Origin of the sequence: Escherichia sp. WS2035 (assembly GCF_046487065.1) — a bacterium.
In the GTDB taxonomy this organism is placed as follows: Bacteria; Pseudomonadota; Gammaproteobacteria; order Enterobacterales; family Enterobacteriaceae; genus Escherichia; species Escherichia coli.
Genome location: NZ_JBJQKD010000015.1, coordinates 90,867 through 104,567, shown reverse-complemented (window position 1 = coordinate 104,567; position 13,701 = coordinate 90,867). Strand labels below are relative to the sequence as shown.

At 52.9% G+C, this 13,701-nt stretch carries 13 protein-coding genes; 11 read left to right on the top strand and 2 right to left on the bottom strand.

The features are described 5' to 3' along the window. Positions 1-3 precede the first annotated feature (3 nt). The 6 genes from hypB to ACJHX4_RS21175 all read left to right on the top strand — a co-directional run bounded on the left by hypB (position 4) and on the right by ACJHX4_RS21175 (position 5,892). On the top strand, positions 4-876 hold the full coding sequence (hypB, locus tag ACJHX4_RS21200) for a hydrogenase nickel incorporation protein HypB (RefSeq protein WP_000337665.1): 873 nt from the start codon (positions 4-6) through the stop codon (positions 874-876). Then, positions 867-1,139, top strand: coding sequence for a hydrogenase 3 maturation protein HypC (hypC, locus tag ACJHX4_RS21195; protein ID WP_000334881.1), 273 nt, complete (start codon positions 867-869; stop codon positions 1,137-1,139). The genes hypB and hypC overlap by 10 nt, the downstream gene beginning before the upstream one ends. Next, positions 1,139-2,260 carry a hydrogenase formation protein HypD gene (hypD, locus tag ACJHX4_RS21190; RefSeq protein ID WP_001212982.1) on the top strand — a complete coding sequence of 374 codons (1,122 nt, stop codon included), beginning with the start codon at positions 1,139-1,141 and terminating at the stop codon, positions 2,258-2,260. Before hypC ends, hypD begins: the two co-directional genes overlap by 1 nt. Further along, complete coding sequence (hypE, locus tag ACJHX4_RS21185; protein WP_001059911.1) at positions 2,257-3,267, top strand: hydrogenase maturation carbamoyl dehydratase HypE; 1,011 nt, start codon at positions 2,257-2,259, stop codon at positions 3,265-3,267. The genes hypD and hypE overlap by 4 nt, the downstream gene beginning before the upstream one ends. 73 nt (positions 3,268-3,340) lie before the next feature. Further along, entirely contained in the window at positions 3,341-5,419 is a 2,079-nt protein-coding gene (gene flhA, locus ACJHX4_RS21180) for a formate hydrogenlyase transcriptional activator FlhA (protein ID WP_000122674.1), read from the top strand. A gap of 44 nt (positions 5,420-5,463) precedes the next feature. Continuing rightward, positions 5,464-5,892, top strand: coding sequence for a molybdopterin-binding protein (locus tag ACJHX4_RS21175; protein ID WP_000301062.1), 429 nt, complete (start codon positions 5,464-5,466; stop codon positions 5,890-5,892). 38 nt (positions 5,893-5,930) lie between these two features. Here the strand turns inward: ACJHX4_RS21175 and ACJHX4_RS21170 are convergent, their stop codons facing one another. After that, positions 5,931-6,275 (bottom strand): nitrous oxide-stimulated promoter family protein, encoded by a 345-nt coding sequence (locus ACJHX4_RS21170; protein ID WP_000015482.1) that lies wholly within the window; start codon positions 6,273-6,275, stop codon positions 5,931-5,933. 285 nt (positions 6,276-6,560) lie between these two features. On the opposite strand from ACJHX4_RS21170, the gene mutS reads away from it, so the two are divergent. Then, positions 6,561-9,122, top strand: coding sequence for a DNA mismatch repair protein MutS (mutS, locus tag ACJHX4_RS21165; RefSeq protein WP_000103863.1), 2,562 nt, complete (start codon positions 6,561-6,563; stop codon positions 9,120-9,122). Between the two features lie 105 nt (positions 9,123-9,227). Continuing rightward, complete coding sequence (gene pphB, locus ACJHX4_RS21160; protein WP_001531910.1) at positions 9,228-9,884, top strand: protein-serine/threonine phosphatase; 657 nt, start codon at positions 9,228-9,230, stop codon at positions 9,882-9,884. A 50-nt stretch (positions 9,885-9,934) separates the two neighbouring features. On the opposite strand, the gene ygbI is transcribed toward pphB, so the two are convergent. Beyond that, on the bottom strand, positions 9,935-10,702 hold the full coding sequence (gene ygbI / locus ACJHX4_RS21155; protein WP_001296319.1) for a DNA-binding transcriptional repressor YgbI: 768 nt from the start codon (positions 10,700-10,702) through the stop codon (positions 9,935-9,937). Positions 10,703-10,897: 195 nt separating this feature from the next. Here ygbI and ltnD point away from each other — a divergent pair, with 195 nt between their 5' ends. Genes ltnD through ACJHX4_RS21140 form a run of 3 tightly spaced genes read left to right on the top strand, consistent with a single transcriptional unit; the run spans position 10,898 to position 13,700 of the window. Next, positions 10,898-11,806, top strand: a complete 909-nt coding sequence (gene ltnD / locus ACJHX4_RS21150; protein ID WP_000847996.1) for an L-threonate dehydrogenase — start codon at positions 10,898-10,900, stop codon at positions 11,804-11,806. Beyond that, positions 11,803-13,065 carry a 3-oxo-tetronate kinase gene (gene otnK, locus ACJHX4_RS21145; RefSeq protein ID WP_000590411.1) on the top strand — a complete coding sequence of 421 codons (1,263 nt, stop codon included), beginning with the start codon at positions 11,803-11,805 and terminating at the stop codon, positions 13,063-13,065. Before ltnD ends, otnK begins: the two co-directional genes overlap by 4 nt. Continuing rightward, positions 13,062-13,700, top strand: coding sequence for an aldolase (locus ACJHX4_RS21140; RefSeq protein ID WP_001279004.1), 639 nt, complete (start codon positions 13,062-13,064; stop codon positions 13,698-13,700). The genes otnK and ACJHX4_RS21140 overlap by 4 nt, the downstream gene beginning before the upstream one ends. Position 13,701 lies beyond the last annotated feature (1 nt).

Genomic DNA, 13,701 nt, shown 5'->3' with positions numbered 1-13,701 from the left:
GCGATGTGTACAACATGCGGTTGCGGTGAAGGCAACCTCTATATCGAGGGTGATGAACATAACCCTCATTCCGCGTTTCGTAGCGCGCCATTTGCCCCGGCGGCACGCCCGAAGATGAAAATCACCGGCATTAAAGCGCCTGAATTTACCCCCAGCCAGACTGAAGAAGGCGATCTGCATTACGGTCATGGCGAAGCGGGCACTCACGCGCCGGGCATGAGCCAGCGTCGGATGCTGGAAGTCGAAATTGACGTGCTGGACAAAAATAACCGTCTGGCTGAACGCAACCGCGCGCGCTTTGCTGCCCGCAAGCAACTGGTGCTCAACCTGGTTTCCAGCCCTGGTTCCGGTAAAACCACCCTGCTGACGGAAACTTTAATGCGCCTGAAAGACAGCGTTCCGTGCGCGGTTATTGAAGGTGACCAGCAAACCGTGAACGATGCCGCACGCATTCGCGCTACCGGCACCCCAGCGATTCAGGTGAACACCGGTAAAGGCTGCCATCTTGACGCACAGATGATTGCCGACGCCGCGCCGCGCCTGCCACTGGACGATAACGGTATTCTGTTTATCGAAAACGTCGGTAACCTCGTTTGCCCGGCCAGCTTCGATCTCGGTGAAAAACACAAAGTGGCGGTGCTTTCCGTTACCGAAGGTGAAGACAAACCGCTGAAATATCCGCACATGTTTGCCGCCGCCTCGCTGATGCTGCTCAACAAAGTTGACTTGCTGCCGTATCTCAACTTTGACGTTGAGAAGTGCATCGCCTGCGCCCGTGAAGTCAATCCAGAAATTGAAATCATCCTTATTTCCGCCACCAGCGGCGAAGGGATGGACCAGTGGCTGAACTGGCTGGAGACACAGCGATGTGCATAGGCGTTCCCGGCCAGATCCGCACCATTGACGGCAACCAGGCGAAAGTCGACGTCTGCGGCATTCAACGCGATGTCGATTTAACGTTAGTCGGCAGCTGCGATGAAAACGGTCAGCCACGCGTGGGCCAGTGGGTACTGGTTCACGTTGGCTTTGCCATGAGCGTAATTAATGAAGCCGAAGCACGCGACACTCTCGACGCCTTACAAAACATGTTTGACGTTGAGCCAGATGTCGGCGCGCTGTTGTATGGCGAGGAAAAATAATGCGTTTTGTTGATGAATATCGCGCGCCGGAACAGGTAATGCAGTTAATTGAGCATCTGCGCGAACGTGCTTCACATCTCTCTTACACCGCCGAACGCCCTCTGCGGATTATGGAAGTGTGTGGCGGTCATACCCACGCCATTTTTAAATTCGGCCTCGACCAGTTGCTACCGGAAAACGTTGAGTTTATCCACGGTCCGGGTTGCCCGGTGTGCGTACTGCCAATGGGTAGAATCGACACCTGCGTGGAGATTGCCAGCCATCCGGAAGTCATCTTCTGTACCTTTGGCGATGCCATGCGCGTACCAGGGAAACAGGGGTCGCTGTTGCAGGCAAAAGCACGCGGTGCCGATGTGCGCATCGTTTACTCGCCAATGGATGCGTTGAAACTGGCGCAGGAGAATCCAACCCGTAAAGTGGTATTCTTCGGCTTAGGTTTTGAAACCACCATGCCGACCACCGCCATCACTCTGCAACAGGCGAAAGCCCGCGATGTGCAGAATTTTTACTTCTTCTGCCAGCACATTACGCTTATCCCGACACTGCGCAGTTTGCTGGAACAGCCAGATAACGGTATCGACGCGTTCCTCGCGCCGGGCCACGTCAGTATGGTTATCGGCACTGATGCCTATAATTTTATCGCCAGCGATTTTCATCGTCCGCTAGTGGTCGCTGGTTTCGAACCCCTTGATCTACTTCAAGGCGTGGTGATGCTGGTGGAGCAGAAAATAGCGGCCCACAGCAAGGTAGAGAATCAGTATCGTCGGGTGGTACCGGATGCCGGTAACCTGCTGGCGCAACAGGCCATTGCTGATGTGTTCTGTGTCAACGGCGACAGTGAATGGCGCGGCTTAGGCGTGATTGAATCTTCTGGCGTGCACCTGACGCCGGATTATCAACGATTCGATGCCGAAGCACATTTCCGCCCGGCACCGCAGCAGGTCTGCGATGACCCGCGTGCGCGTTGTGGCGAAGTCTTGACGGGCAAATGTAAGCCGCATCAATGCCCGCTGTTTGGTAACACCTGTAATCCTCAAACCGCGTTTGGTGCGCTGATGGTTTCCTCCGAAGGAGCGTGCGCCGCGTGGTATCAGTATCGTCAGCAGGAGAGTGAAGCGTGAATAATATCCAACTCGCCCACGGCAGCGGCGGCCAGGCGATGCAGCAATTAATCAACAGCCTGTTTATGGAAGCCTTTGCCAACCCGTGGCTGGCAGAGCAGGAAGATCAGGCCCGTCTTGATTTGGCACAGCTGGTAGCGGAAGGCGACCGTCTGGCGTTCTCCACCGACAGTTACGTCATTGACCCGCTGTTCTTTCCTGGCGGTAATATCGGCAAGCTGGCGATTTGCGGCACCGCCAATGACGTTGCGGTCAGTGGCGCAATTCCGCGCTATCTCTCCTGTGGCTTTATCCTCGAAGAAGGATTGCCGATGGAGACACTGAAAGCCGTAGTGACCAGCATGGCAGAAACCGCCCGTGCGGCAGGCATTGCCATCGTTACTGGCGACACCAAAGTGGTACAGCGCGGCGCGGCAGATAAACTGTTTATCAACACCGCTGGCATGGGCGCAATTCCGGCGAATATTCACTGGGGCGCACAGACGCTAACCGCAGGCGATGTATTGCTGGTTAGCGGTACACTCGGCGACCATGGGGCGACTATCCTTAACCTGCGTGAGCAACTAGGGCTGGATGGAGAACTGGTCAGCGACTGCGCGGTGCTGGCGCCGCTTATTCAGACGCTGCGTGACATTCCCGGCGTGAAAGCGCTGCGTGATGCCACCCGTGGTGGTGTAAACGCGGTGGTTCATGAGTTCGCGGCAGCCTGCGGTTGTGGTATTGAACTTTCAGAAGCGGCACTGCCGGTTAAACCTGCTGTGCGCGGCGTTTGCGAACTGCTGGGACTGGACGCCCTTAACTTTGCCAACGAAGGCAAACTGGTGATCGCCGTTGAACGCAACGCAGCAGAGCAAGTGCTGGCGGCGTTACATTCCCATCCATTGGGAAAAGATGCGGCGCTGATTGGCGAAGTAGTAGAACGTAAAGGTGTTCGTCTTGCCGGTCTGTATGGCGTGAAACGAACCCTCGATCTACCGCACGCCGAACCGCTTCCGCGTATATGCTAATAAAATTCTAAATCTCCTATAGTTAGTCAATGACCTTTTGCACCGCTTTGCGGTGCTTTCCTGGAAGAACAAAATGTCATATACACCGATGAGTGATCTCGGACAGCAAGGGTTGTTCGACATCACTCGGACACTATTGCAGCAGCCCGATCTGGCCTCGCTGTGTGAGGCTCTTTCGCAACTGGTAAAGCGTTCTGCGCTCGCCGACAACGCGGCGATTGTGTTGTGGCAAGCGCAGACTCAACGTGCGTCTTATTACGCATCGCGTGAAAAAGACACCCCCATTAAATATGAAGACGAAACTGTTCTGGCACACGGTCCGGTACGCAGCATTTTGTCGCGCCCTGATACGCTGCATTGCAGTTACGAAGAATTTTGTGAAACCTGGCCGCAGCTGGCCACAGGTGGGCTATACCCCAAATTTGGTCACTATTGCCTGATGCCACTGGCGGCGGAAGGGCATATTTTTGGTGGCTGTGAATTTATTCGTTATGACGATCGCCCCTGGAGCGAAAAAGAGTTCAATCGTCTGCAAACATTTACGCAGATCGTTTCTGTCGTCACCGAACAAATCCAGAGCCGCGTCGTTAACAATGTCGACTATGAGTTGTTATGCCGGGAACGCGATAACTTCCGCATCCTGGTCGCCATCACTAACGCGGTGCTTTCCCGCCTGGATATGGACGAACTGGTCAGCGAAGTCGCCAAAGAAATCCACTACTACTTCGACATTGACGATATCAGCATCGTCTTACGCAGCCACCGTAAGAACAAACTCAACATCTACTCCACTCACTATCTTGATAAACAGCATCCCGCTCACGAACAGAGCGAAGTCGATGAAGCCGGAACCCTCACCGAACGCGTCTTCAAAAGTAAAGAGATGCTGTTGATTAATCTCCACGAGCGGGACGATTTAGCCCCCTATGAACGCATGTTGTTCAACACCTGGGGCAATCAGATTCAAACCTTGTGCCTGTTACCGCTGATGTCTGGCGACACCATGCTGGGCGTACTGAAACTGGCGCAATGCGAAGAGAAAGTCTTTACCACTACCAATCTGAATTTACTGCGCCAGATTGCCGAACGTGTGGCAATCGCTGTCGATAACGCCCTCGCCTATCAGGAAATTCATCGTCTGAAAGAACGGCTGGTTGATGAAAACCTCGCCCTGACCGAGCAGCTCAACAATGTTGATAGTGAATTTGGCGAGATTATTGGCCGCAGCGAAGCCATGTACAGCGTACTTAAACAAGTTGAAATGGTGGCGCAAAGTGACAGTACCGTTCTGATCCTCGGTGAAACTGGTACAGGTAAAGAGCTGATTGCCCGCGCGATCCATAATCTCAGTGGGCGTAATAATCGCCGCATGGTCAAAATGAACTGCGCGGCGATGCCTGCCGGATTGCTGGAAAGCGATCTATTTGGTCATGAGCGCGGGGCTTTTACCGGTGCCAGCGCTCAGCGCATTGGTCGTTTTGAACTGGCGGATAAAAGCTCACTATTCCTCGATGAAGTGGGCGATATGCCGCTGGAGTTACAGCCGAAGTTGCTGCGTGTATTACAGGAACAGGAGTTTGAACGTCTCGGCAGCAACAAAATCATTCAGACGGACGTACGTTTAATTGCCGCGACTAACCGCGATCTGAAAAAAATGGTCGCCGACCGAGAGTTCCGTAGCGATCTCTATTACCGCCTGAACGTATTCCCGATCCACCTGCCGCCACTACGCGAGCGTCCGGAAGATATTCCGCTGCTGGCGAAAGCCTTTACCTTCAAAATTGCCCGTCGTCTGGGGCGCAATATCGACAGCATTCCTGCCGAGACGCTGCGCATCCTGAGCAACATGGAATGGCCGGGCAACGTGCGTGAGCTGGAAAACGTCATCGAGCGCGCGGTATTGCTAACACGCGGCAACGTGCTGCAGCTGTCATTGCCAGATATTGCTTTACCAGAACCTGAAACGCCGCCTGCCGCAACGGTTGTCGCCCAGGAGGGCGAAGATGAATATCAGTTGATTGTTCGCGTGCTGAAAGAAACAAACGGCGTGGTTGCCGGGCCTAAAGGCGCTGCGCAACGTCTGGGGCTGAAACGCACGACTCTGCTGTCACGAATGAAGCGACTGGGAATTGATAAATCGGCATTGATTTAACAGATGTGGTTATACTCGATCAACATTCAATGAAAGGAGGCAGTATGGCAGTTTCAGCAAGAAATCAATTAACCGGAACAGTTAGCGCAGTAGCAATGGGCGCGGTGAATGACGAAGTAGAACTGACGCTGGCAGGTGGTGCAAAGCTGGTGGCAATTGTGACTCACAGCAGCCAGCAAGCGCTGGGTCTGGCGAAAGGGAAAGAAGCGATTGCCCTGATTAAAGCCCCGTGGGTAACGCTGGCAACGGAAGACTGTGGACTGAAATTCTCTGCTCGCAACCAGTTTGCTGGCAGCGTGTCGACAATCACCGAAGGCGCAGTGAACGCCACTGTCCATATCAAAACGGATGCGGGTTTTGAAATTGTGGCAGTGGTAACAAATGAAAGTCAGGATGAAATGAAACTCACCACTGGCTCGCGCGTTATTGCATTGATCAAAGCATCAGCCATCCTGATTGCCACCAAAGCGTAAGCGCCGTATTTGCCGGAGAGTATGGCTCTCCGGCAGATTTATTTCTTTGGACGATATTTTTCTGGCAACTCCGGCACCGGACGCTTGTCATCGATGAGATGACGCACGGTTAAGATCGGATGACGCCACAGCATTCTCGGCCCGGCCCAACGCATAATCTGTTTCATCTCTTCACGCTTTGCAGGCTGGTAACAGTGCACCGGACACTGCTTACAGGCTGGTTTCTCTTCGCCGAACACACATTTATCCAGCCGCTTTTGCGCGTAAGCAAACAACGCCTCGTAATGCTCCGGCTCTGCTGACGCCTGCGGGCATTTCGCTTGATAAAGATCGATCATTTTTTTAATCGTCAGTTTTTCACGAGAGATACGCTTGCCGGACATGCTGCCTCCATACTCTTAAGGTGCATTTATATTACAACTTAATTTTAAAGGGGACTATGGCTCTGAAGGAGGAGGTTTCTTCAACCGACGAATTTGGCGATCTTGTTTCATCGTCATCACGCAAAAGCTGCAAAGCAGCATTTTTCGCGGAACCGACATCAAGAACTCACCTTTCGCGTCTTCCCCTGAAATGATTAACTCCGGTATCATGTGCGCCTTATGTGATTACAACGAAAATAAAAACCATCACACTACATTTAACATCAGGGAGCCGGACTTAACCCCATGAGTACAATAGAAAATTTCGACGCCCATACGCCCATGATGCAGCAGTATCTCAAGCTGAAAGCCCAGCATCCCGAGATCCTGCTGTTTTACCGGATGGGCGACTTTTATGAACTGTTTTATGACGACGCAAAACGGGCGTCGCAACTGCTGGATATTTCACTGACCAAACGCGGTGCTTCAGCGGGAGAGCCAATCCCGATGGCGGGGATTCCCTACCATGCGGTGGAAAACTACCTCGCCAAACTGGTGAATCAGGGCGAATCCGTCGCTATTTGTGAACAGATTGGCGATCCGGCGACCAGCAAAGGGCCGGTCGAGCGCAAAGTTGTCCGTATCGTTACGCCGGGCACCATCAGCGATGAAGCGCTGTTGCAGGAACGTCAGGACAACCTGCTGGCGGCTATCTGGCAGGACAGTAAAGGTTTCGGCTACGCAACGCTGGATATCAGTTCCGGTCGTTTTCGCCTGAGCGAACCGGCGGACCGCGAAACGATGGCGGCAGAACTGCAACGTACGAATCCAGCGGAATTACTGTATGCAGAAGATTTCGCCGAGATGTCGCTGATTGAAGGTCGCCGCGGCCTGCGTCGTCGCCCGCTGTGGGAGTTTGAAATCGACACCGCTCGCCAGCAATTGAACCTGCAATTTGGCACCCGAGATCTGGTCGGTTTTGGTGTGGAGAACGCACCACGCGGACTTTGTGCTGCCGGTTGTCTGTTGCAGTATGCGAAAGATACCCAACGCACGACCCTGCCGCATATCCGTTCTATCACTATGGAACGTCAGCAGGACAGCATCATTATGGATGCCGCGACGCGTCGTAACCTGGAAATTACTCAGAACCTGGCCGGCGGTGCGGAAAATACGCTGGCTTCAGTGCTCGACTGCACTGTAACGCCGATGGGTAGTCGTATGTTGAAACGCTGGCTGCATATGCCAGTGCGCGATACCCGCGTGTTGCTTGAGCGTCAGCAAACTATTGGCGCATTGCAGGATTTCACCGCCGAGCTGCAGCCGGTACTGCGTCAGGTGGGCGACCTGGAACGTATTCTGGCGCGTCTGGCGTTGCGTACCGCTCGCCCACGCGATCTGGCCCGTATGCGTCACGCTTTCCAGCAACTGCCGGAGTTGCGTGCGCAGTTAGAAAATGTCGATAGTGCACCGGTACAAGCGCTGCGTGAGAAGATGGGCGAGTTTGCCGAGCTGCGCGATCTGCTGGAGCGAGCAATCATCGACACACCACCGGTGCTGGTACGCGACGGTGGTGTTATCGCATCGGGCTATAACGAAGAGCTGGATGAGTGGCGCGCGCTGGCTGACGGCGCGACCGATTATCTGGAGCGTCTGGAAGTCCGCGAGCGTGAACGTACCGGCCTGGACACGCTGAAAGTTGGCTTTAATGCGGTGCACGGCTACTACATTCAAATCAGCCGTGGGCAAAGCCATTTGGCACCAATCAACTACATGCGTCGCCAGACGCTGAAAAACGCCGAGCGCTACATCATTCCAGAGCTAAAAGAGTACGAAGATAAAGTTCTCACCTCAAAAGGCAAAGCACTGGCTCTGGAAAAACAACTTTATGAAGAGCTGTTCGACCTGCTGTTGCCGCATCTGGAAGCGTTGCAACAGAGCGCGAGCGCGCTGGCGGAACTCGACGTGCTGGTGAACCTGGCGGAACGGGCCTATACCCTGAACTATACCTGCCCGACCTTCATTGATAAACCTGGCATTCGTATTACCGAAGGTCGCCATCCGGTAGTTGAACAAGTACTGAATGAGCCGTTTATCGCTAACCCGCTGAACCTGTCGCCGCAGCGTCGCATGTTGATCATTACCGGTCCGAACATGGGCGGTAAAAGTACCTATATGCGCCAGACCGCGTTGATTGCGCTGATGGCGTATATCGGCAGCTACGTACCGGCGCAAAAAGTCGAGATTGGCCCGATTGACCGTATCTTTACCCGCGTAGGTGCTGCGGATGATCTGGCTTCCGGGCGTTCAACCTTTATGGTGGAGATGACCGAAACCGCCAATATTTTACATAACGCCACCGAATATAGTCTGGTGTTGATGGATGAGATCGGGCGTGGAACGTCCACTTACGATGGTCTGTCGCTGGCGTGGGCGTGTGCGGAAAATCTGGCAAATAAGATCAAAGCGTTGACGCTGTTTGCTACCCACTATTTCGAGCTGACCCAGTTACCGGAGAAAATGGAAGGCGTCGCCAACGTGCATCTCGATGCACTGGAGCACGGCGACACCATTGCCTTTATGCATAGCGTGCAGGATGGCGCGGCGAGCAAAAGCTACGGCCTGGCGGTTGCAGCTCTGGCGGGTGTGCCAAAAGAGGTTATTAAGCGCGCACGGCAAAAACTGCGTGAGCTGGAAAGCATTTCGCCGAACGCCGCTGCTACGCAAGTGGATGGTACACAAATGTCTTTGCTGTCCGTACCGGAAGAAACTTCGCCTGCGGTCGAGGCACTGGAAAACCTCGACCCGGATTCACTGACTCCGCGTCAGGCGCTGGAATGGATTTATCGCTTGAAGAGTCTGGTGTAATAATAATTCCCGATAGCCTTTTGCTATCGGGAATATTAACGACAACTGACGAATCAAATAAAAATACCCTGTATAATAGGAAAACTTATTTTACAGGGTAAAACCATGCCATCTACACGCTATCAAAAAATCAATGCCCATCACTATCGCCATATATGGGCCGTTGGTGATATTCATGGTGACTATCAATTATTACAATCCCGCTTACATCAACTCTCTTTTTGTCCTGAAACCGACTTACTTATTTCGGTAGGCGATAACATCGATCGTGGGCCGGAGAGTCTTAACGTGCTGCGCCTGTTAAACCAGCCCTGGTTTATCTCCGTCAAAGGCAACCACGAAGCGATGGCGCTTGAGGCATTCGAAACTGGCGATGGAAATATGTGGCTTGCCAGCGGTGGTGACTGGTTTTTCGATTTAAATGATTCAGAGCAACAAGAGGCAATAGATCTGTTGCTGAAATTCCATCTCCTTCCACATATTATTGAAATCCCTAACGACAACATAAAATATGTCATCGCACATGCAGATTATCCGGGGAAGGAGTATCAGTTTGGCAAAGAAATAGCGGAGAGCGAATTACTCTGGCCTGTTGATCGTGTGCAGAAATCACTTAATAGCGAATTACAAAAAATAAACGGCGCCGACTTCTTTATATTTGGTCATATGATGTTTGATAACATTCAGACGTTCGCTAACCAGATTTATATAGATACCGGATCGCCGAAAAGCGGGCGGCTGTCATTTTATAAAATAAAGTAGTCTCATGCTTCTTCTGTGAAGCATGAGTAACCCGGCGTTATTGCAGGTCATTATTCATTTTTCGCTACCAGCAAAGAGAGATCCAGCTTCGCCAGCGCGCGGCTGGCACTCTCCGGCAGACCGTCGTCAGTAATGATCTGATCAAACTCGCTTAATGGTAACGCCAGCCATGTCGCCACCTGTCCATATTTCGTCGCATCACAGACCAAAACTCGCTGGCGGCTGGCACTGGCAATCGCCCGTTTCACCGTGACTTTATCTTCTGCTGGCGTAGAGATCCCCCGCACACTCCATGACGATGCAGAAATAAAAGCCTGATCAATCATCAGGCTACGCAGCATGGTCGCAGCGGCTTCCCCAACACAGGAACGGTTTTCCCGACACACTGCGCCGCCAGTGTGAATAATTGTGCAATTACTGTTGTCGAGCAAGTAGTCCGCAATAACGAAGTCGTTAGTAACCACTGTGAGTGGCTCCATGTGAATCAGATGCTGTGCAATCGCTAACGTGGTCGTTCCCGCATCCAGATAGATACAACGTCCCGGCTGAACAAGACTTGCCGCCAGCTTGCCAATAGCCGCTTTTTGCGTCATTGCCAGCGCAGTTTTTACCTGATGAGAAGGTTCATGCGCCACGCGTCCCGGAGACTGGACGCCCCCGGACACCAGCACAACGGCTCCCTGCTGCTCCAGTTTTTGTAAATCCCGACGAATGGTCATATGTGACACATTCATTCTGTCCGTTAGTTCAGCAATACTAACAATGCCTTTTTCAGCTACCATCTCAAGGATGATTTGGCGACGCTCTACGGGTATCAACTTTTGCTCCTTCCTTTGTCCTGCTGACATTCTACGCTATTTGCCTGCGAAACGTGCGCGGCGCAACTAACGCTTAGTTCACATAAAATAACACACAATGTTAATTTTTGTGAATCAGCTCACCATATCGTTATCTTTCCGCGCTTATATTCACAATATCAAACAAAATATCACTTAAATTAACAAGGAGAGCAGATGAAAACGGGATCGGAGTTTCATGTCGGTATCGTTGGCTTAGGGTCAATGGGAATGGGAGCAGCACTGTCATGTGTCCGCGCAGGTCTTTCTACCTGGGGCGCAGACCTGAACAGCAATGCCTGCGCTACGTTGAAAGAGGCTGGTGCTTGCGGGGTTTCTGATAACGCCGCGACGTTTGCCGAAAAACTGGACGCTCTGCTGGTGCTGGTGGTCAATGCGACCCAGGTTAAACAGGTGCTGTTTGGTGAAAAAGGCGTTGCACAACATCTGAAACCCGGTACGGCAGTAATGGTTTCTTCCACTATCGCCAATGCTGATGCGCAAGAAATTGCTACCGCTCTGGCTGGATTCGGTCTGGAAATGCTGGATGCGCCGGTTTCTGGTGGTGCGGTAAAAGCCGCTAACGGTGAAATGACTGTCATGGCCTCCGGTAGCGATATTGCCTTTGAACGACTGGCACCCGTGCTGGAAGCCGTTGCCGGAAAAGTTTATCGCATCGGAGCAGAACCGGGACTGGGTTCGACCGTAAAAATTATCCACCAGTTGTTGGCGGGCGTACATATTGCTGCCGGAGCCGAAGCGATGGCGCTTGCAGCCCGTGCGGGGATCCCGCTGGATGTGATGTATGACGTCGTGACCAATGCCGCCGGAAATTCATGGATGTTCGAAAACCGGATGCGTCATGTGGTGGATGGCGATTACACCCCGCATTCAGCCGTCGATATTTTTGTTAAGGATCTTGGTCTGGTTGCCGATACCGCCAAAGCCCTGCACTTCCCGCTGCCATTGGCCTCAACAGCATTGAATATGTTCACCAGCGCCAGTAACGCGGGTTACGGGAAAGAAGACGATAGCGCAGTTATCAAGATTTTCTCTGGCATCACCCTACCGGGAGCGAAATCATGATCAAGATTGGCGTTATCGCTGATGATTTTACCGGCGCGACGGATATCGCCAGTTTTCTGGTGGAAAACGGTCTACCAACGGTACAAATTAACGGTGTTCCAACAGGTAAAATGCCGGAAGCAATCGACGCACTGGTGATCAGCCTGAAAACGCGCTCCTGTCCGGTGGTTGAAGCCACACAGCAATCGCTGGCGGCTCTGAGCTGGTTGCAACAGCAAGGTTGCAAACAGATCTATTTCAAATACTGCTCTACTTTCGACAGTACGGCGAAAGGGAATATCGGCCCAGTTACCGATGCATTAATGGATGCTCTCGACACACCGTTTACGGTCTTCTCTCCGGCCCTGCCAGTCAACGGACGTACGGTTTATCAGGGGTATTTGTTCGTAATGAATCAACTGCTGGCCGAATCCGGAATGCGCCATCACCCGGTAAATCCCATGACCGACAGCTATCTTCCCCGTCTGGTTGAAGCGCAATCCACAGGGCGCTGCGGCGTCGTTTCAGCACATGTTTTCGAACAAGGTGTGAAAGCCGTTCGTCAGGAGCTGGCTCGCTTACAGCAAGAGGGCTATCGCTACGCGGTGCTTGATGCGCTGACCGAACACCATCTGGAAATTCAGGGGGAAGCCTTGCGCGATGCCCCACTGGTAACGGGCGGTTCTGGTCTGGCGATTGGCCTGGCCCGGCAGTGGGCGCAAGAAAACGGTAACCAGGCTCGCGAAGCAGGGCGTCCGCTCGCTGGGCGCGGCGTAGTGCTCTCCGGTTCATGCTCTCAAATGACCAACCGCCAGGTGGCACATTACCGTCAAATTGCACCAGCCCGTGAGGTTGATGTGGCACGCTGCCTCTCAACCGAAACTCTGGCCGCTTATGCACACGAGCTGGCAGAGTGGGTTCTGGGCCAGGAAAGTGTACTTGCTCCACTGGTTTTTGCCACCGCCAGCACTGACGCATTGGCAGCAATTCAACAGCAATACGGTGCACAAAAAGCCAGTCAGGCAGTAGAAACTCTGTTTTCTCAACTAGCGGCGCGGTTAGCAGCGGAAGGCGTGACACGCTTTATTGTCGCAGGCGGTGAGACCTCCGGCGTAGTCACACAGAGCCTGGGCATAAAAGGGTTTCATATTGGCCCAACCATTTCCCCCGGCGTGCCGTGGGTAAACGCACTGGATAAGCCTGTCTCACTCGCCCTTAAATCTGGCAACTTCGGTGATGAAGCCTTTTTTTCACGAGCCCAAAGAGAGTTTTTATCATGAGCGATTTCGCAAAAGTAGAGCAGTCTTTGCGAGAGGAGATGACGCGGATTGCCAGTTCATTCTTTCAGCGCGGATATGCAACCGGTTCGGCTGGCAATCTGTCGCTGCTTTTACCTGACGGGAATTTACTGGCGACACCGACAGGTTCATGCCTGGGCAATCTCGATCCGCAGCGGCTTTCCAAAGTCACCGCGGATGGCGAATGGTTAAGTGGTGACAACCCCTCGAAAGAGGTGCTCTTTCATCTGGCGCTGTATCGCAACAATCCGCTCTGTAAAGCGGTGGTGCATTTGCACAGTACGTGGTCGACGGCGCTTTCCTGCCTGGAAGGGCTGGACAGCAATAACGTTATTCGTCCGTTCACACCATACGTGGTGATGCGGATGGGAAACGTCCCGCTGGTGCCCTATTACCGACCGGGCGATAAACGCATCGCACAGGATCTGGCGGAACTGGCAGCAGACAATCAGGCTTTTTTACTGGCAAATCATGGCCCAGTGGTTTGCGGTGAAAGCCTGCAAGAAGCCGCCAACAATATGGAAGAGCTGGAGGAAACGGCAAAGCTGATTTTTATTCTCGGTGACCGCCCGATCCGTTATCTGACCGCAGGTGAAATTGCGGAATTAAGGAGTTAAT